At 66.4% G+C, this 18,425-nt stretch carries 18 protein-coding genes; 2 read left to right on the top strand and 16 right to left on the bottom strand.

Going from position 1 to position 18,425, the window contains the following annotated elements:
* The first annotated feature begins 53 nt into the window (after positions 1-53).
* Positions 54-353, top strand: a complete 300-nt coding sequence (locus ACJ8FR_RS02385) for a hypothetical protein (protein WP_407827004.1) — start codon at positions 54-56, stop codon at positions 351-353.
* A gap of 83 nt (positions 354-436) precedes the next feature.
* Here the strand turns inward: ACJ8FR_RS02385 and pnp are convergent, their stop codons facing one another.
* The 13 genes from pnp to ACJ8FR_RS02450 form a co-directional block, all read right to left on the bottom strand.
* On the bottom strand, positions 437-2,833 hold the full coding sequence (gene pnp, locus ACJ8FR_RS02390; RefSeq protein WP_407827005.1) for a polyribonucleotide nucleotidyltransferase: 2,397 nt from the start codon (positions 2,831-2,833) through the stop codon (positions 437-439).
* Positions 2,834-2,992: 159 nt separating this feature from the next.
* Positions 2,993-3,262: a 30S ribosomal protein S15 gene (gene rpsO / locus ACJ8FR_RS02395; RefSeq protein WP_407827006.1), complete on the bottom strand. Its 270-nt coding sequence runs from the start codon at positions 3,260-3,262 to the stop codon at positions 2,993-2,995.
* Between the two features lie 18 nt (positions 3,263-3,280).
* Positions 3,281-4,228, bottom strand: a complete 948-nt coding sequence (gene truB / locus ACJ8FR_RS02400; protein ID WP_407827007.1) for a tRNA pseudouridine(55) synthase TruB — start codon at positions 4,226-4,228, stop codon at positions 3,281-3,283.
* Between the two features lie 3 nt (positions 4,229-4,231).
* Positions 4,232-4,846, bottom strand: a complete 615-nt coding sequence (locus ACJ8FR_RS02405; protein WP_407827008.1) for a thymidine kinase — start codon at positions 4,844-4,846, stop codon at positions 4,232-4,234.
* 129 nt (positions 4,847-4,975) lie between these two features.
* Positions 4,976-5,407: a hypothetical protein gene (locus ACJ8FR_RS02410; RefSeq protein WP_407827009.1), complete on the bottom strand. Its 432-nt coding sequence runs from the start codon at positions 5,405-5,407 to the stop codon at positions 4,976-4,978.
* A 483-nt stretch (positions 5,408-5,890) separates the two neighbouring features.
* Positions 5,891-6,433 (bottom strand): GNAT family N-acetyltransferase, encoded by a 543-nt coding sequence (locus ACJ8FR_RS02415; RefSeq protein ID WP_407827010.1) that lies wholly within the window; start codon positions 6,431-6,433, stop codon positions 5,891-5,893.
* Positions 6,430-6,822: a 30S ribosome-binding factor RbfA gene (gene rbfA / locus ACJ8FR_RS02420; RefSeq protein WP_407827011.1), complete on the bottom strand. Its 393-nt coding sequence runs from the start codon at positions 6,820-6,822 to the stop codon at positions 6,430-6,432. Before rbfA ends, ACJ8FR_RS02415 begins: the two co-directional genes overlap by 4 nt.
* Before the next feature lie 3 nt (positions 6,823-6,825).
* Positions 6,826-9,336 (bottom strand): translation initiation factor IF-2, encoded by a 2,511-nt coding sequence (gene infB / locus ACJ8FR_RS02425; RefSeq protein ID WP_407827012.1) that lies wholly within the window; start codon positions 9,334-9,336, stop codon positions 6,826-6,828.
* 1 nt (position 9,337) lies between these two features.
* The gene (locus tag ACJ8FR_RS02430) at positions 9,338-10,051 is read right to left on the bottom strand and encodes a DUF448 domain-containing protein (RefSeq protein WP_407827013.1); all 714 of its coding nucleotides are present in this window, start codon (positions 10,049-10,051) and stop codon (positions 9,338-9,340) included.
* Positions 10,032-11,669 (bottom strand): transcription termination factor NusA, encoded by a 1,638-nt coding sequence (gene nusA, locus ACJ8FR_RS02435; RefSeq protein WP_407827014.1) that lies wholly within the window; start codon positions 11,667-11,669, stop codon positions 10,032-10,034. The genes ACJ8FR_RS02430 and nusA overlap by 20 nt, the downstream gene beginning before the upstream one ends.
* Positions 11,670-12,200 carry a ribosome maturation protein RimP gene (gene rimP / locus ACJ8FR_RS02440; RefSeq protein ID WP_407827015.1) on the bottom strand — a complete coding sequence of 177 codons (531 nt, stop codon included), beginning with the start codon at positions 12,198-12,200 and terminating at the stop codon, positions 11,670-11,672. It abuts the gene before it with no gap.
* Positions 12,201-12,335: 135 nt separating this feature from the next.
* Positions 12,336-12,821, bottom strand: coding sequence for an isoprenylcysteine carboxyl methyltransferase family protein (locus ACJ8FR_RS02445; RefSeq protein ID WP_407827016.1), 486 nt, complete (start codon positions 12,819-12,821; stop codon positions 12,336-12,338).
* Complete coding sequence (locus ACJ8FR_RS02450) at positions 12,818-13,861, bottom strand: type III polyketide synthase (protein ID WP_407827017.1); 1,044 nt, start codon at positions 13,859-13,861, stop codon at positions 12,818-12,820. The genes ACJ8FR_RS02445 and ACJ8FR_RS02450 overlap by 4 nt, the downstream gene beginning before the upstream one ends.
* Before the next feature lie 81 nt (positions 13,862-13,942).
* Here ACJ8FR_RS02450 and ACJ8FR_RS02455 point away from each other — a divergent pair, with 81 nt between their 5' ends.
* Positions 13,943-15,166, top strand: a complete 1,224-nt coding sequence (locus ACJ8FR_RS02455; protein ID WP_407827018.1) for a PQQ-dependent sugar dehydrogenase — start codon at positions 13,943-13,945, stop codon at positions 15,164-15,166.
* Here the strand turns inward: ACJ8FR_RS02455 and ACJ8FR_RS02460 are convergent.
* From ACJ8FR_RS02460 to metK, 3 genes are all read right to left on the bottom strand, one after another.
* A complete protein-coding gene (locus ACJ8FR_RS02460; RefSeq protein ID WP_407827019.1) occupies positions 15,159-16,391 on the bottom strand; it encodes an aminotransferase class V-fold PLP-dependent enzyme in 1,233 nt (410 codons plus the stop codon). The genes ACJ8FR_RS02455 and ACJ8FR_RS02460 overlap by 8 nt on opposite strands.
* Before the next feature lie 11 nt (positions 16,392-16,402).
* Positions 16,403-17,101, bottom strand: coding sequence for a tRNA (guanosine(46)-N7)-methyltransferase TrmB (gene trmB, locus ACJ8FR_RS02465; RefSeq protein ID WP_407827020.1), 699 nt, complete (start codon positions 17,099-17,101; stop codon positions 16,403-16,405).
* A 74-nt stretch (positions 17,102-17,175) separates the two neighbouring features.
* Positions 17,176-18,390 (bottom strand): methionine adenosyltransferase, encoded by a 1,215-nt coding sequence (metK, locus tag ACJ8FR_RS02470; RefSeq protein ID WP_407827021.1) that lies wholly within the window; start codon positions 18,388-18,390, stop codon positions 17,176-17,178.
* Between the last annotated feature and the right edge of the window lie 35 nt (positions 18,391-18,425).

Here is an 18,425-nt window from a genome sequence, read left to right on the forward strand (position 1 = left end):
TTAGGGTTTGTTAACCATCTTCCTTCAATTCATAGACCGTGAGGAGAGGTTTGATGGCGTACTCATCGAACATTCATGTGGCGGTCTATCAAGTGCTCGACCAAGTCCTGGTCGCCAATGTCGCGCCCCCAGGCGCCAAGGCGACCATCCACTCGGTCATCGACGATCTTTATGCGGCGTCGGCACCGCGGCGGTTGATCGAGCAGGCCGAAGGCATCTCGCTGCAACTCCATTTTCTCGAAGCCGCGGTCGCCCGCGGCGATTCGGCTCAGATGCTGGATGCGCGCGACAAGCTCCGCTCGATCGCGGCCGCGTGGCTCGACCACCGGATCAGTCAAAAAGCGGTGCACTGAGCAATTACAAAAAGGCCCCGCAATCGCTTGCGGGGCCCTTGTCGTATTAGCGGACTGCGCCCCGGCCTACGCCGAGAACCGGATCAATCCGCGTCGTCGCCGGTGAGGAACGCCGGGGCGAACTCGGGCGCGGGCCCTTCGTCACGGCCGCCTTCGCCGCCCTCGCGACGGGGACCACGGTCACCGCGTCCTTCGCCGCGTCCTTCGCCTCTGGGGCCGCGATCTTCACGCGGTCCGCGATCGCGCTCGCCGCCGCGTCCGCCGCCGCCTTCACGGCGCGGTCCACGGTCGCGGTCACGCCCGCCGCCGCCGCGATGACGGTCACCGCGCGGGCCGCGGTCGCCGCCTTCACGCGGTTCGCGCGGGGGACGGGTGTCGGGCAGCTCCTCGCCGGTTTCCTGGTCGACGAGGCGCATCGACAAGCGGACCTTGCCGCGCTGGTCGACCTCGAGCAGCTTGACCTTGACCTCTTGGCCTTCCGAGAGGACGTCGCGGACGTTCTCGACCCGCTCGTTCCTGATCTCGGACACGTGCACCAGCCCGTCCTTGCCGGGCATGAAGGTCACGAACGCGCCGAAATCAACGATGCTCGCTACCTTGCCGGTGTACACGGTGCCGGGCTCGGGCTCTGCGACGATACCGCGGATCCACTGGCGCGCGGCCTCGATCTGCGACAGGTCGGACGAGGAAATCTTGATGACTCCTTCGTCGTCAATGTCGACCTTGGCGCCGGTCGTCGCGACGATCTCGCGGATGACCTTGCCACCGGTACCGATGACTTCGCGGATCTTGTCCTTGGGAATCGACATGGTCTCGATGCGCGGCGCATGGGCGCTGAGCTCTTCGCGGCTATGATCGAGCGCCTTGGCCATTTCGCCGAGGATGTGCGCGCGGCCGTCCTTCGCCTGGGCGAGTGCGGTCTTCATGATCTCCTCGGTGATGCCGGCGACCTTGATGTCCATCTGCAGCGCGGTGACGCCATCGCTGGTGCCCGCAACCTTGAAGTCCATGTCGCCGAGATGGTCCTCGTCGCCGAGGATGTCGCTGATCACCGCGAAGTCCTTGCCCTCGAGGATCAGGCCCATGGCGATTCCGGCCACCGGACGCTTCAAGGGCACGCCGGCGTCCATCAGCGCAAGGCTGCCGCCGCACACCGTCGCCATCGACGACGAGCCGTTGGACTCGGTGATGTCGGAGAGGACACGGACGGTATAGGGGAAGTCCTCCACGCTCGGCAGCATCGGGCGGAGCGCGCGCCAGGCGAGCTTGCCGTGGCCGGTCTCGCGCCGCGACGGAGCGCCGAAGCGCCCGACTTCACCGACCGAGTAGGGCGGGAAGTTATAGTGCAGCATGAAGCGCTGGTAGGAGAGGCCCTCCAGACCGTCGATCATCTGCTCGGATTCCTTGGTGCCGAGCGTGGTCGAGACAATCGCCTGCGTCTCGCCGCGGGTGAACAAGGCCGAGCCGTGGGTGCGCGGCAGGAAACCAACCATGATGTCGATCGGGCGCACCGTCTTGGTGTCGCGGCCGTCGATACGGCGGCCTTCCTTGAGGATCGCGCCGCGGACGATGTCGGCCTCGAGGCTCTTGACGAGCTTTGACGCGGCGAGCTGGTCCTGCGGATCGGCCTCGGCAAACGCCTCGGCGGCCTTGACGCGCGCCTGGTTGAGCGCGGTCTGGCGCTGCTGTTTGTCGGTCAGCTTGTAGGCGGCCTCGATGTCCTTGCCTATGAGGTCCTTGAGCTTCTTCTTGATCGCGGCCTTGTCGCCCCTGGCGGCGAGTTCCCACGGTTCCTTGGCGGCCTGTTCGGCCAGGTCGATGATCGCCTCGATCACCTTTTGGCTCTCGCGATGCGCGAACATCACGGCGCCGAGCATCTCGTCCTCGGACAGCTCCTTGGCTTCGGATTCAACCATCATCACCGCGTCGCGGGTGCCGGCGACGACCAGGTCAAGGCGGCCTTCGGCGACCTCGGCTTGGGTCGGGTTGAGGATATATTCGCCGTCAGTGGAGAAGCCGACGCGGGCGGCGCCGATCGGGCCCATGAACGGCACGCCCGAGAGGGTCAGTGCGGCCGACGCGGCGATCATCGCCAGGATGTCGGGCTCGTTCTCGCCGTCGTAGGACATGACTTGCGCGATCACGAGGATCTCGTTGTAGAACCCCTGCGGGAAGAGCGGGCGGATAGGGCGGTCGATCAGGCGGCTGGTCAGCGTTTCCTTTTCGGTCGCGCCGCGCTCGCGCTTGAAGAAGCCGCCGGGGATGCGGCCGGCCGCGGAGAATTTTTCCTGGTAGTGGACGGTCAGGGGGAAGAAATCCTGCCCCGGCTTCACCGACTTGGCGGCGGTGACCGCGCACAGCACCACGGTTTCGCCGAGGGTCGCGATGACCGCGCCGTCAGCCTGGCGGGCAACGCGGCCCGTTTCGAGCTTGAGGGTTTTTCCGCCCCACTCGATTTCGACAGTTTTGGTATTGAACATTATATTTCCTTCAGTCCCGGCGGCCGGATGCCGGCGGGGACAGCTAAGGCAGGCAAGCCGGCCTGCGAGCGGTTCGGGGCCTTGTTATGCCCCTAAGGCCTCCCGCCGAATTGCGGTTGGCCCCGATATGCAAAGGGCGCCGCGCGCGGCGCCCTTAGGCTATTTGCGAAGGCCGAGCTTGGCGATGAGGCCGGTGTAGCGGTCCTCGTCCTCGCGGCGGAGATAATCGAGCAGCGAGCGGCGCTTGTTGACCAGCATGAGGAGGCCGCGGCGCGAATGGTTATCTTTCGCATGGGTCTTGAAATGCTGGGTGAGATTGGTGATGCGCTCGGTCAGGATCGCGACCTGGACTTCGGGCGAACCGGTGTCGCCCTTGCCTTGCGCATGCTCCTTGATCAGCGCTTCCTTGCGCTCCGCGGTAATCGACATCGGGTCACTCCTTATGTCTTAAAGGTTGAACCCCCGGACGACCCGAAGGCCGTCGGCCGTGGCTTCGACCAAAGCGACCGGAACCTCGTCCGATGTCGCAAGGCTCAGCCCCGGCGGTGCGGGGACCCCGAACAGCATCTGACCATGACGGAGCAGACGGGCCTGATCGGGAGTGACGGGGAGGGCCGGGATGTCGTCCAGCGCCGCGATTAGCGGAAGTACCGTCCTCGTCAGTGCGCGCGCCTTAGCGGCTTCCTCAAGAAAGTCCAGTGAAATGGCTTGGTCGAGGCCGAAGGGCCCGGCGCGCGTCCGCCGCAACATGGTGACGTGACCGACCGTGTTCAACGCGCGGGCGATGTCGCGGGCGAGGCTGCGGACATAGGTGCCCTTGGAAACGGTGGCGGACAGAGTGATTTCGTGCACAACCTTGTCATTCGCGCGAAAGCCGGAGCCCGCTTTTTCTTCCTTGGCTGGGTCCCCGCTTTCGCGGGGATGACGAATGGAAAATTCGTGGACCGTGACGCGCCGCGCCTTCATCTCCAGCGCTTCGCCCGCTCTCGTCCGGGCATAGGCCGCTTTCCCGCCGATCTTGAGCGCCGAATAAGCCGGCGGGACCTGCTCGATTTCGCCGGTGAAGGGGGGGAGCACTGCCTCGATCTGATCGAGCATTGGGCGCACGTCGCTGGTCGTTACGACAGACCCTTCCGCATCGAGCGTGTCGGTCTCCGTGCCGAACCTAATCGTGAAGTCGTACGCCTTGGTCGCGTCGAGCATTCGCCCGGCGAGCTTGGTCGCTTCGCCGAGCGCGATCGGCAGCACGCCGCTCGCCAGCGGATCGAGCGTGCCGCCGTGGCCGACCTTGGTCCTGGGCTCGCCGGCCGCGCGCAGGATGCGCTTGACCGCGGCAACGGCCTGGGTCGAGCCAAGGCCGACCGGCTTGTCGAGGATGATCCAGCCGTGGAGCATCAGCTAACGCGGGATGTCGAGGCTGAGCTGGCGGGCTTCGCTTTCGCGCAAGCGTTCGAAGAAATGGCGCCGGCACAAAGCGACGTAGCGGTCGTTGCCGCCGATCTCCGTCTGCGCGCCGGCGGCCACCGCATGGCCTTCGGCATCGACGCGCAGGTTCATGGTCGCCTTGCGCCCGCATTCGCACACCGCCTTCAATTCGATCAGCACATCAGCCAGCGCGAGCAGTGCCGCCGAGCCGGGGAACAGCTTGGCCTGGAAGTCCGTCCTGAGGCCGTAGCAGAGCACGGGGATTCCGAACCGGTCGGCGACCTCGCACAGCTGGAGGACGTGACGTTGCGTGAGGAATTGCGCCTCGTCGACAAGGATGCAGTCGAGCGTGCGCCGCTTCAGTTCGTCGGTGATCGCGAGCAACAGGTCGACGCTTTCGTCATAGCTGTAGGCCGGGGCCGACAATGCGATGCGCGAGCCGATGGTGCCCCCGCCGGCGCGGTCGTCGAGGCGCGCGGTCCACAGCATCGTCTCCATGCCGCGCTCGCGATAGTTGAAGTCGGCCTGGAGCAGCGTGGTCGATTTGCCGGCGTTCATCGCCGCATAGTAGAAATAAAGCTTAGCCATCGAGCGCCTGTTAGCGCGGTCGCGTCAGACCGGCCATCGCATCAATGCATCGCGCTCCAGCTTCGACCCCCCGCGGACAGGGCGGCGGCGCGAACATGACGCCGCCACCGCTGTTTGCGCTGCGAAGAGCTATCGGCCCCGCATACCGCCGCGACTGGAGCCTCCACGAGCGGCGACGCCGCCGTTCCGGGGCATGGACTGCTGCCCGGAGACGGCCGGCGGGATTGTTCCGCCACTGCTGCCGAGCCCGACCCTGCGACCGCCGTCGGTTGCTGCCGCCTGGCGGGTGAAATAGTCGTGTTGGCGGCTGGTCATTTCGCGCCTGTGGTGGTGCCGATCGAATACGGAGTTGCCGAAGCCGGGGTAGAAGAACCCATCATAGCAGCCGCAATAGCCGAGTCCGTACACACCATAGCCGTCGTAGGTGCCGTCTGCGCAGCCGAAAGCATTGGGAGGCCCGTAGCCATAGGCATAGCCCGGACGATAGGCGCCGTTCGAGGCAGCGCAGGCGCTGACCGACAGAGCGGCCGCGCCGAGCAGGGATGCAGTCCGGATTCGCATGATGTTGTCCTTCCGCATTGAGGACAGACTCAAGTGGGGAGCGATAAAGCCAGTTCCACAATGCAACTCATTTGTGGACGAACTTTAATTCGTCTGGTCAGGCAAAGGCGCTCAGCGCCTCCGCGGCCTCGCGCCGGCTCGCAAGTCGCGCTAGTGTCCTGACGCCGACTTGGCCTGCCACCGTTGCCGTTTGAGGAGAACGAAATGGCCCACAAGCACATACTTTTCGCTTTGAGCGTGACCGCGCTTCCTTCGCCTTTATGGGCGTCGCAGCCCCCGCCGCCTCAGCAGCCGGGCGCTCCGGCTGCCCCCCCGGAAGCACGCTATTGCCTTCGGGTCGACCCCATTACGGGAAGCAGGATGGAGACCATTCGTTGCGAGACTCGCGACGCCTGGGCTCAGCTCGAGGTGGATGTCGACAAGGAATGGGCGACGAACGGCGTGAGGATCATCACGCTGAGGCCGTCGAACATCTGACGCGCACTAAGCCGGCCACTCGTCCTTCAGAATGCTGAACAGCACGGTGTCGCGGACGTGGCCGGTCCAGGTGATGCGGTCGGCGCGGAGCACGCCTTCGCGCACAGCGCCGAGCTTTTTCATCGCCGCTTGGCTGCGCGCGTTGCGCCGGTCGACGCGGAACTCGACGCGGCGGATGCCGCAATCGAAGGCGCGGGCAAGCATCATGTCCTTGACGCGCCGGTTGAAGCCGGTGCCGCGCAGATGCGGGCGGCAGTAGGTTCCGCCGATCTCCAGCACCTGGCGGCCTTCGTCGATGCCGAGATAGCTCGACATCCCGGCGAGCTCATCGCCCTCGAACAGGACGAAGGTGAGGTTGCGCGGGTTCGACGTGTAGTTGTCGATGCTCGCGTCGAAACCATCGCGGCCGAAATTGTTGGCGTAGAGCTGCCAGATCTCGCCGTCCTCGGCGCAGGCCGCCTTGAGCCGTTCGCGATATTGTTCGGAGAACAGCTCGGCGCGGCAGCTCTCGCCGGTCATCGGCTCGCCGAGCCGGTCCAGGCCGATCATTCGCTCTTCAGATCCTGTGCGATTTTCTCCGAGCGCAGCAGCCGGTCGATATGCGTGCCCTCGTCGAAGCTTTCGTCGGCGAGAAATTTCAGCTTCGCCGCATATTTCAGGCGCACGCGGCGGGCGACTTCGCGCTGAAGGAAGGCGGTGTTCTGGCGGAGCGCCTTGAGCACAGCTTCCTCGTCCTGGCCGAGCAGCGGTTTCACGAACACCGTCGCGTGCCGGAGATCGGGCGACATGCGCACCTCGGTGACGCTAACGAGGTGCGATTGCAGCACATCATCATGGACATTCCCGCGCTGGAGCAGTTCGCTCAGAATATGCCGAACCTGCTCGCCGACGCGGAGCAGGCGGACCGAGCGGCCTTCGGGCGTTTCCTTCGTCCGCATCGGTTACAGCGTCCGCGCGCGCTCCTCGACCTCGAACACCTCGAGCGTGTCGCCCGGCTTGATGTCGTTGGTGTCGGCCAGCATCACGCCGCACTCAAGGCCCGATGCGACTTCGGCCACGTCGTCCTTGAACCGCCGAAGCGAGCTGATGGTCGTCGCCGAAACGATCACGTCCTCGCGCGTCAGCCGCGCGTTGAGGCCCTTGCGGATAACGCCTTCGAGAACGAGCAGGCCGGCCGCCTTGTCCTTCTTGCCCGCGGGGAAGACTTCCTTGACCTCGGCGCGGCCGACGACCGTCTCGATGATCTCGGGCCCGAGCTCGCCCGCCATCGCACCCTTCACCCAGTCGGTGAGGTGGTAGATGACGTCGTAATAGCGGAATTCGACCTTGTTGCGGTCCGCAACCTCGCGCGCCTTGGCGTTGGGTCGGACGTTGAAGCCGATGATCGGGGCGCCGCTGGCGCTGGCGAGGGTCACGTCGCTCTCGGTGATCGCGCCGACACCCGAATGGAGCACGCGGACCTTGATCTCGTCGGTCGACAGGCGGTTCAGCGCATGGACGATCGCTTCGACCGAGCCCTGGACGTCGGCCTTGACGACCAGCGGCAGTTCCTTGGTGGTAGAGGCGTGGCTCGCGAACATGTTCTCGAGGCTGATCGGTGCCGAGGTGGTCCGCTTGAGGTCGAGCACGCCTTGGCGATAAGTTGCGACTTCGCGAGCCCGCGCCTCGTTCTCGACGACCGTGAACGGATCGCCGGCCGACGGGACAGCGGAGAGGCCGAGGACCTCGACCGGGACCGACGGCCCGGCTTCCTTCACCTGGCGGCCGTGGTCGTCGACCAAAGCGCGGACCTTGCCCGACGAGGCACCGGCGACGAACACGGCGCCGACGCGCAGAGTTCCGCGCTCGACCAGCACGGTGGCGAGCGGACCGCGGCCCTTGTCGAGCTTGGCCTCGATCACCGTGCCTTCCGCGGCGCGTTCCGGGTTGGCCTTCAATTCGAGGATTTCGGCCTGGAGCTCGATTGCTTCCAGGAGCTTGTCGAGATTGGTCTTCTTGGTCGCCGAGACTTCGACGTCCTGGACCTCGCCGCCCATGTCCTCGACGATGATCTCATGCTGCAGCAGTTCCTCGCGGACCTTCTGCGGCTTGGCGTCGGGCTTATCGATCTTGTTGATCGCGACGATCATAGGAACGCCGGCCGCCTTGGTATGGTTGATTGCCTCGATCGTCTGTGGGCGCAGGCCGTCGTCGGCCGCGACCACCAGGATGACGATGTCGGTGACGTTGGCGCCGCGCGCGCGCATCTCCGAGAACGCTTCGTGGCCCGGCGTGTCGAGGAAGGTGATCTTCGACTTGTCCGGCAGGGTCACCTGATAAGCGCCGATGTGCTGGGTGATGCCGCCGGCCTCATGCGCGACGACGTCCGCGCCGCGGATCGCATCCAGCAACGAAGTCTTGCCATGGTCGACGTGGCCCATGATCGTGACCACGGGTGGGCGCGGCTTGAGGCTTTCGGGAGCGTCGACGTCGGCCGAGCTGTCGATGTCGATATCGGCTTCGCTGACGCGTTTGATGCGGTGCCCGAACTCGGTCACCAGCAACTCGGCCGTGTCCTGGTCGATGGTCTGCGTGAGCGTGACCGGGCTGCCCATCTTGAACAGCGCTTTGACCAGGTCGGCGCCGCGCTCGGCCATGCGGTTGGCGAGCTCCTGCACCGTGATAGCCTCCGGGACGACGACGTCGCGGACCTGCTTGGCCGACGGGCCCGCCTCCATGTGGTGGCGCTTTTCCTTCTCGCGCGAGCGGCGAAGAGCGGCGAGCGAACGGGCGCGGCTGTCGTCCTCGTCGGAGAGGGCGCGGGTAACGGTGAGCTTGCCGCGCTGGCGATGGTCGTCGCCGCGGCCGCGGCCGGGGCGAGCGGGCTCGGGGCGCTTGGGCGCGGCCGCATGGCCGCCGGGACGGCGTGCGGGGCCGCGATCTTCGTCGTCATCGACGACCGGTGGGGCGGCTGCGGGCTCGGCGGGCGTTTCGGCAACGCGCGCTTCTTCCTCGGCGCGGAGGCGAGCCTCCTCGGCGGTCTGCTCCTCGGCCTTGCGATTCTCTTCGGCGCGGCGGCGTTCGTCCTCGCTCTGCGCGGAGCGGACGCGCTCCTCGCGCCGGCGGGCCTCTTCAAGCGATGTAAGACGCGCTTCCTCGGCCTCCCGGAGAAGCTTCGTCTGAAGCTCCTTTCGGCTGGTGATGTCGTCCTGGGGCGAGGGCTTGCGCGCAGTCGGCGCGGCGGCCGCGGCCGACTTCGGCGCGGGCTTGGGTACTTCGGCCACGGGCTCGGGCGCCGGCGCGGGCGGTGCTTCGCCCGGACGGCCGAGGATGCGGCGCTTCTTGACCTCGACCACGACCGTGTTGGAGCGGCCGTGACTGAAGCTCTGCTTGACCTTGCCGGTCTCGACCGTGCGCTTGAGGCCCAGCGGCGGCCGGGTGCCAAGCTTCGGTTTTTCGGTCTGGTCTGCCATTCTATTCCTTCGTCAAATCGTCTTCAGCCGAAAGCGTCCCCAAGGCGGGTTCAGCGCCTTCCAGACCGCAATCGGGGCCAGTGAAATTCCGCCACCGGTCAAGCGCGTGACGGACACGCGAAGCGGCAGCGGGATCAATCAGGGCAACATGTACCACATTTTCGCGGCCCAGCGCCATCGACAAGATAGTGCGGCCGAGCGGGAAGATCACCCCCCGTGGGTCACCTCCGCCGACTCTCCACGCCTGATCGAGCTTCCTTCGGCCGTCTTCACCGGCGTCGGCGGCGTGGATCAGCAGCGCGACCTTGCCCAAGCGGGCGGCCTGCTCGACCCGATCGGTGCCGTTGACCAGGTTGCCGGCGCGCGCTTCCATGCCGAGGCGGTCCAGCGCCGCCTGGCGCAGCGCCGCCTCGGTCCGCTCGCCGAGGTCGGCGGGGACGCTCAGGTCGTTGGTCTTGAAGGCGCGCTGGAGCGCGGCCCTGAGTTTGCCCTTGGCGTTGGCGGCGTCGAGCTCGGCGCGGGTGACGGAAATCCACGCGCCGCGGCCCGGCGCGCGGGCTCGGACGTCGGGCGCGACGCCGCCGTCCGGACCAAGCGCGAGCCGGATTAGCGTGTCGCGGCTGCCCTTGCTGCGGGTGAGGACGCACGTCCGTTCGGGAGCATGCGCCTCAACCTCGTCTGCTAGCTTTAACGCCTCATTCTGAGGATTCCGCATTGGCGGCCTCCTCGGTTTGGGCAGTCTCAGCCGGTGCTTCGTCGTCGAACCAGTGGGCACGCGCCGCCATGATGATCTCGTTGCCCTGCTCTTCGCTCAAGGCATAGTCGGCGAGGATCCCGCCCTTGTCCTCCGGACGGTTGCTCGGCTCGCGTTGGCGGCGCTGCTCGGGCCGCTTCTTTTGCACCAGCTCGTCGGTTGCAAGGTCGGCGAGGTCGTCGAGGGTCTTGATGCCCGCCTTGCCCAGGGTCACCAGCATCTGCTCGGTGAGGTGCGGGATTTCGGCGAGGTCGTCGGACACGCCGAGCGCGCGGCGCTCTTCGCGTGACGCGGCCTCGCGCCGCTCGAGCGCCTCGGCGGCGCGGTTCTGCAGCTCCGACGCGATATCGTCATCGAGGCCTTCGATCGACGCGATCTCGTCGATGGAGACGTAGGCGACTTCCTCGAGGCTGGTGAAGCCTTCGGCGACCAGCAGCTGCGACAGGGTCTCGTCGACGTCGAGCTCGTTCTGGAACAGGGCCGAACGCTCGACGAACTCGCGCTGGCGCTTCTCGCTGGCATCGGCCTCGGTGAGGATGTCGATCTGCGAGGTGGTGAGCTGGCTCGCGAGCCGCACGTTCTGGCCGCGACGGCCGATCGCGAGACTGAGCTGGTCATCGGGGACGACCACCTCGATCCGGCTTTCTTCCTCGTCGATGACGACGCGGCTGACGGTGGCCGGCTGGAGCGCGTTGACGACGAAGGTCGCGAGGTCCTGGCTCCACGGAATGATATCGATCTTCTCGCCCTGGAGCTCCTGGACCACGGCCTGGACTCGGCTGCCCTTCATGCCGACGCAGGCGCCGACCGGGTCGATCGAGCTGTCGTGGCTGATGACGCCGATCTTGGCGCGGCTGCCGGGGTCGCGCGCGGCCGCCTTGATCTCGATGATGCCGTCGTAAATCTCGGGGACTTCCTGGGCGAACAGCTTCTTCATGAAATCGGGATGGGCGCGGGAGAGGAATATCTGCGGCCCGCGCGCCTCGCGGCGCACCGACATGATCAGCGAGCGAATGCGGTCGCCGACGCGTACCATCTCGCGCGGGATCTGCTGGTCGCGGCGGATCACGCCCTCGGCGCGGCCCAAATCGACGACGACGTGGCCGAACTCGACGCGCTTGACGACGCCGGTGATGACTTCGGTGACCCGGTCCTTGAACTCCTCGAACTGGCGCTCGCGCTCGGCATCGCGGACCTTCTGGAAGATCACCTGCTTGGCCGCCTGGGCGGCGATTCGGCCGAATTCGATCGGCGGTAGCGGGTCGACGATGAAATCGCCGATCGTGGCCCCTTTCTGAAGCTTCTGTGCAGCCTTCTCGTCGATCTGCTTGAAATGGTCTTCGGGTTCTTCGACCACTTCGAGCACGCGCCAAAGGCGGAGGTCGCCCGTCTCCGCGTCGAGCTTGGCGCGAATGTCGTTCTCGGCGCCGTAGCGGGAGCGGGCGGCGCGCTGGATCGCGTCTTCCATCGCCTCGATGACGATACCCCTGTCGATCAGCTTCTCGCGCGCGACGGCGTCGGCGATCGCGATCAGCTCGGCGCGGTTGGCGCTGACGGCAGCGGGTGCGGCAGTTGCCATTTATTCTTCCTCTACGGTTTCGATGTGTTCCGCGCCGTCGGTGCTGAGCGGCGCGGTGGCGTTGATGAGCTTGTCGGTCAAGAGCAGCTTGGCCGATGAGATGTCGGAGAACGGCAAAACGTGGGCGGCGCCGCTCTTGTCGGTGAGCTTCACGCGATCGCCGTCGAGGCCTCCCAGCGTCCCGGAATATTGCTTACGCCCGCCTAGCGGCTCCTTGAGGCTAAGCCGGGCCTCGTGCCCCGCCCAGTCGGAATAGTCGCGCGGACGAGTGAGCGGCCGGTCGATCCCGGGCGAACTGACCTCGAGCCGATAACTGCCCTCGATCGGGTCGTTGGCGTCAAGCCACTCGGACAGCCGGCGCGAAATGGTTTCGCAATCGGAAAGGTTGAGCTGGCGCGTATCGGGCCGCTCGGCCATCACTTGCAGCGTCGGGTCCGACGTGCCGCCGATCATCGCGACGCGCACGAGGTCGTAGCCGAGGCTCTGCACCTCGGGCTCGATCCTTTGCGCGACTTCTGTGATCTCGGCCACTCGAACTCCATTGAACCCAAACGCCTCTCGGACCGGAGCCTTGGGGGCCCCAGCCTCAGCATCTGACGATGTCGAGGAGAGAGCCGCGATATAGGCGCGGCCAATGGCAAGAGCAAGCGATGTTGACCGACCGCGCTAGCGCCCCAGCGCGCGATTTTCCTCGCGGATGCGGATGGTGAGCGCGGCGGCATTCAAGACGGTGAACATCAACGCGACCTGCCACAGGCCGAAGACCAGGGGGAGGAGGGCGATCTCGGCGACCACGACCGCGTAGTTCGGGTGGTTGATCCACCGATAGGGGCCGCGGGCGACGAGCGTCTCGCCGGGAACGACGACGATCCTCGTCGTCCACCTCTTGCCGAGCGTCTGGATCACCCAGATGCGGCCGAGCTCGACCAGGCCGAACAGTCCGAGCAGCGGAAGATTGACCGACCGATCCGGGGCGAGCCACCAAAGAGACAGCAGCCACGACGCATGAAGCGCGACGATCAGCGGGTAATGACCGGGCGCGACCTCGCGGCCGCCAGCCGCAAGCAATCGGCGGGTATTCGCTCGCGCCATGGGCAGCTCGACCGCCCGCGACAAAGTGACCAGCGCGATGACGACGAGGTTGAGCGTCACGCCGCTTCGAGCAGAAGCCCGGCGCAGGTGAAGCCGGGGCCGAACGCGGTCATCATCACCTTGTCGGGCAGCCCTTGCTTGAGCAGCCGGTCGAGCACGAACATCACAGTCGGCGCGCTCATATTGCCATAGCCGCGAAGCACCTCGCGCTCGAGGTTGAGTTCGCCCTGGTTGAGCTGAAGCGCGCTCTCGATCGCATCGATCACTTTTACCCCGCCCGGATGGCAACAGAACCGGTCGATCTCATCGCGGGTAATGCCGAGGTCGGAGCACATGCCCTCGGCCGCAGCTTCGAGCTCCGCATCGATAAACGGCGGGATCGCCCGGTCGAACACCACGGCGAGACCCGGATCCTCGACATCCCAGCCCATGATGCGGAGAGTCCCGGGCCATAACTTCTCGGCCGAGCCGGTGATGCGCGCGAGGCTGTGGAGGCCGCTGGTGACGACGGCGGCAGCGGCGCCGTCGCCGAACAATGCCGTCGCGACGACCGCCGCGGGATCGTCGCTGTCGAGGCGGATCGAGATCGAGCAGGTCTCGACCGTGACGAACAGCCAGATGCTTCCGGGGTCGGCGGTTGCGAGCCGCGAGGCGAGGGCGAGGCCGTTGACGCCGCCGGCGCAGCCAAGGCCGAAGACCGGCACGCGGCGCACATTGTCGCGAAAGCCGACGCGGCTCGCGGCGCGCGCTTCGAGACTGGGGGTGGCAATGCCGGTGGTCGAGACGGTGACAACACCGTCGATGTCGCGCGGCGTCAGGCCGGCCTTTTCGATCGCCGCGGTCGCCGCGTCGATGAACAACTGCTCGGCGGCTTCCAGGTAGACGGCGTTGCGGTCATGCCAGCCGTGCGGACGTTCGTACCATTCGAGCGGCGCGACCAGGTGCCGGGTGGCGATCTCCGCATTGTCGAAGACGCCCGACAGCTTGTCGAAGAGGTTCTTGCGGTTGAAGGCGCGCCGCGCGGTCGCCTTCGCGTCGGCCTGTTCGACGACGAACGGCGGAACCGCCGTCGCGAGTGAGAGTAAACTGCAGGGGGGCATGTGGACGTTTTCCTTCGTATTCCACGATCGCCCCCGCGATGACGCAGCACTAACCAAGATTACGGCAATGGAACAGATGAGATGACGCCACGCTTAATTCAATGCGCGCTGTTGCTGATGCTCGGCGCATGCGGTGCATCGCCGTCGGCCGGCGCCAACCCGCCGTTCACGATGATTCAGGTCGCGAAGTTCGATTCGCCGTGGGCAATGGCGTTCTTGCCCGGCTCCGGAATTCGCACGACCAACACGGCGCTGGTGACCGAGAAGCCCGGCCGCATTTGGCTGGTGAATGTTGCGACCGGTCAGAAGCAGCCGGTCTCGGGGGCTCCCCGCGTCGTCGTGTCGAGCCAGGGCGGCCTGCTCGACATCGTCCCTTCGCCAGATTTCGCGGGGGACCGCCTGGTCTATCTGACCTATTCCGAGCCCTCGGCGAACGGCGGGAGCGGTCTCGCGCTGGCGCGGGCGCAGCTCGTCGTGGATCGCACCGGTGCGCGGCTGCAGAATCTGGCGGTGCTGTGGCACGACCCGGCGGGTGGTGAGGGCGGCCAGTTCGGCGCGCGAATCGTCTTTGCGCCGGACGGCAAGTCGCTGTTCCTGAGCTCGGGCGAGCGGCAGCGCTTTACCCCGGCGCAGGACCCGAGCCAGCCGCTTGGCAAGATCTTGCACCTGACGCTCGACGGCAATCCGACGCCCGGCAACCCGATGGCCGGCCGGATCGGCGCCGCGTCCGTCACCATCACCAATCCGCCACGCGACACCGAGGCGGCAAAGCATGCGACCGGCCGGCCTTTCAGATGGCCCGGCCCGAACCTGACGCCCGCCGAGACCTGGACTAGCGGGCACCGCAACTCGCTCGGCCTCGCCTTCGCGCCCGACGGGCGGCTGTGGGAGAATGAGATGGGCCCGCGCGGCGGCGACGAGGTCAATCTGATCCTGCCCGGGCGCAACTACGGATGGCCCAACGTGTCGAACGGCAGCAATTACGACGGGGTCGAGATCCCCGATCACCGCCCGGGCGACGGATATGAAGCGCCCAAGGTCTGGTGGAATCCGTCGGTCAGCCCCGCGGGTCTGATCATCTACACGGGCGAACTGTTCCCTCAATGGAAGGGCGATGCGCTGCTCGGCGCACTATCGGGGGAAGCGCTGATCCACGTCCGCATCCGCGGCGACCAGGCGAGTAAGGCCGACCAGTGGGACTTGGACCACCGCATCCGCGAGGTCGAGCAGGGGCCGCGCGGCGAGGTCTACCTCCTCGAGGACGGGGATGGTGCGCGGCTGCTGCGGCTGACTCAGGCTAAGTAACAAGCGAGCGGATTGCGGCGGCAAGGGCGTCGCAGTCGCTCATCCGACTGGCGAGTGCGGGCGTGACGCGGACGCACGATCCCGAGGCGAGGCCGTCGCGGTGGACCGTGAAGATGCGGTACTTGTCGAGCAGCGCCTTGGCCAGCGCGACATTGTCCTCGTGGCTGGTCCGGCCGCGCAGGCGGAAGGCGGTGATCGCGCCATACATTCCCGGCTCTTGCGGCGTCAGGACCTCGACCTGCGGCAATCCAACAACCTGACGCACCCAACGATCGCGCAGGGCCCGCAACCGAGCTTGGCGCCGGGCGCCGCCGATCGCCGATTGGAACGCCAGTGCCGCCGGGATGGTCAGCTGCGCGGCATAGTCGGGCGTGCCGGTATGAACGCGGGTGAGAATGTCGCTGCTCGCCGGGTGTTCCGCCGGGTCGGGGTCGATCGCGCCGATCCGCTCACGCCGGACGTAGATCGCGCCGACGCCGAGCGGCGCGCCAATCCACTTGTGCAGGTTCATCCCGACAAAATCCGCGTTCAGGTCCGGAAGGCGGAAGTCGAGCTGCCCAACGCTGTGGGCCGCGTCGACCACCGCGTCGATTCCGCGCGAGCGGGCGATCGTCACGATATCGGCGATCGGCAGCACCAGGCCGGTGCGATGGCTCAGGTGCGTCAGGAGTACCATTTTGATTACGGGATTGGCGTCGAAGGCCGCGCGATAGGTGTCGATCAGGGACTGACGGGTCGCGGGTTCGGGCAAGCTGATCTTGATCACTCGCACGCCGCGCCGCACGGCCAGTGATTCCATGCTCGTCTGCATGCTGTCGTAATCAAGGTCGGCGTAGAGCACCGCGTCCCCGGGCTTGAGGCGATTGTACTGCAAGATCAGCGCTTTCATCGCCTCGGTCGCGTTGCGGGTGAAGGCGATCTCTTCGACCGCCGCACCCATCGCGCTGGCCAGCGTGGCGCGCACGCCCTCGAGGTCGCCGACCATCCCGCGGCGCGCATAAAAACTGGTGTCGCGGTTCACCCGCTCGACGTGCGCTCGATAGGCGGCGAGCACCGGCCGGGCCATCATCCCCCAATTGCCATGTTCGAGCTGAACGACTTCGCGCGTTACGTCATATTCGCGCGCAATACGCTCCCAGTCATCGCTCGCGGCCGCGGCGGCGATCGGTCCGGCCGCGAAGGGCAAAGCGGCGCCGCCGAGCACGGTCCTGCGATCAACTTCCATCATCCCCCCACTTACGTCCGAACATAGCGCAGATAATAGGGCCTGCGGCCCTCGCGCCGTGACTTGGCGCCGTAGCGAGTCTCTATCCAGCCGTGTGGCGGCTCGAGGAAGTCCTTGGGGCTTTGGGCGAGCCATTCGAATTGAGCCGAATGGCGCTGCATCACCATCAGCGACCAGGCGAGATAGGTCGGATCGTCGGTCGCGAGGCGGAACTCGCCGCCCGGCCTGAGCTTGGATGCGAACAGGTCGAGCGGGCGGTCGTTGACCATCCGCCGCTTGGCGTGGCGCGCCTTGGGCCACGGGTCAGGGTGGAGCAAATAGAGGAAGTTCAAAGCACCGTTGGGCAGGCGCTGCAACACGTCGAGCGCGTCGCCGCGCCATAGCCGGACATTGGCGAGGCGGCGGTCGCGGACATGGCCAAGCGCCGTCGCCACGCCGTTCAAAAACGGCTCGGCGCCGATGAAGCCGTCGTCGGGAAGCATTTCTGCGCGCGCGGCAAGATGCTCGCCCGAGCCGAAGCCGATCTCGAAGTGCAGCGGGCGATCCTCGCCGAACAATGCTGCGGCGGTGATCTCGCCCTCGGCCGGCACCGCGATCGCCGGGAGCAGCCGATCGATCAGTTCCTGCTGTCCCTTGCGCAACGGGTGTCCGCTCGACCGGCCGTAGAGGCGGTTGAGGGATAAGGGATCGCCAGGCTTATGCGAAGACATAAGCGGCGCGCTAGCACTCAGAGCGGCGGCTTGCAGCGCTTCATATTCGGAGCAGTTCGACGCGTGCTGCCGGGCTAGGCCGCGACCGCCGCCTTGAGGTCCTCGACGAGGTCGAGCCGCTCCCACGGGAACAGGTCGCCTTCCGCCTTGCGCCCGAAGTGGCCGTATGCGGCCGTGACGGCGTAGATCGGCTTGTTGAGATCCAGGTGCGTGCGGATGCCGCGCGGGGTCAGCTTGCCGAGCTTGTCGATGCGGCCGATCGCCGCTTCGATGGCATCATCGCCGATCGTGCCCGTACCGTGGGTGTCGACGTAAAGCGACAATGGCTCGCTGACGCCGATCGCATAGGCAAGCTGGATGGTGCAACGGCTGGCCAGCCCCGCCGCGACGATGTTCTTGGCGAGGTAGCGGGCGGCGTAAGCGGCCGAACGGTCGACTTTTGTCGGGTCCTTGCCAGAGAAGGCGCCGCCGCCGTGCGGAGCGGCGCCGCCATAGGTGTCAACGATGATCTTGCGGCCGGTGACTCCGGCGTCGCCGTCGGGCCCGCCGATCTCGAAGCTGCCGGTGGGGTTGATGTGATAGACGGTTTCGTTGCCGAGCAGGCGCGCGGGCATGACTCGGGCGACGACATCCTTCACATAAGCGTGGAGCTGCGCCTGCTTCTCGCCCTTGTCGTAGCCCGGCTTGTGCTGGGTCGAGACGACGATGGCGGTCGCCTTGGCCGGGTGGCCGTCCTCGAAGCGCAACGTGACCTGGCTCTTGGCGTCGGGCTCGAGGAACGGCGCCGCGCCCGAGTGCCGATCCCTGGCCATCTCGGCGAGGATCTTGTGGCTGTAATCGAGCGTCGCCGGCATGAGGTCGGGCGTCTCGTCGCAGGCAAAGCCGAACATGATGCCTTGGTCGCCCGCGCCCTCATCCTTGTTCTCGGCCGCGTCGACGCCCTGGGCGATGTGCGCCGACTGCGGGTGGAGGTGGTTGGCGAAATCGAAGCGGTCCCAGTGGAAGCCCTGCTGCTCGTAGCCGATGCGCTTGACGACGCCGCGCACGGCTTCCTCGATCTCCTCGCGGATGCCCGGCGCCCAATTGCCTTCCGAATCCATGATGCCATGCCCGCGGATCTCACCGGCAAGCATGACGCGGTTGGTCGTGGTCATCGTCTCGCAGGCGACGCGCGCTTCCGGGTCTTTCGACAGGAACAGGTCGACGATCGCGTCGGAAATCTGGTCGGCGACCTTGTCGGGGTGGCCTTCGGACACGGATTCGGAGGTGAACAGGTACGAGCTGCGCATGAGGGAGTGGCGTCCTGAATTAGGGATATAAGGAA

It is taken from the genome of Sphingomonas sp. (assembly GCF_045810705.1).
Lineage (GTDB): Bacteria > Pseudomonadota > Alphaproteobacteria > Sphingomonadales > Sphingomonadaceae > Sphingomicrobium.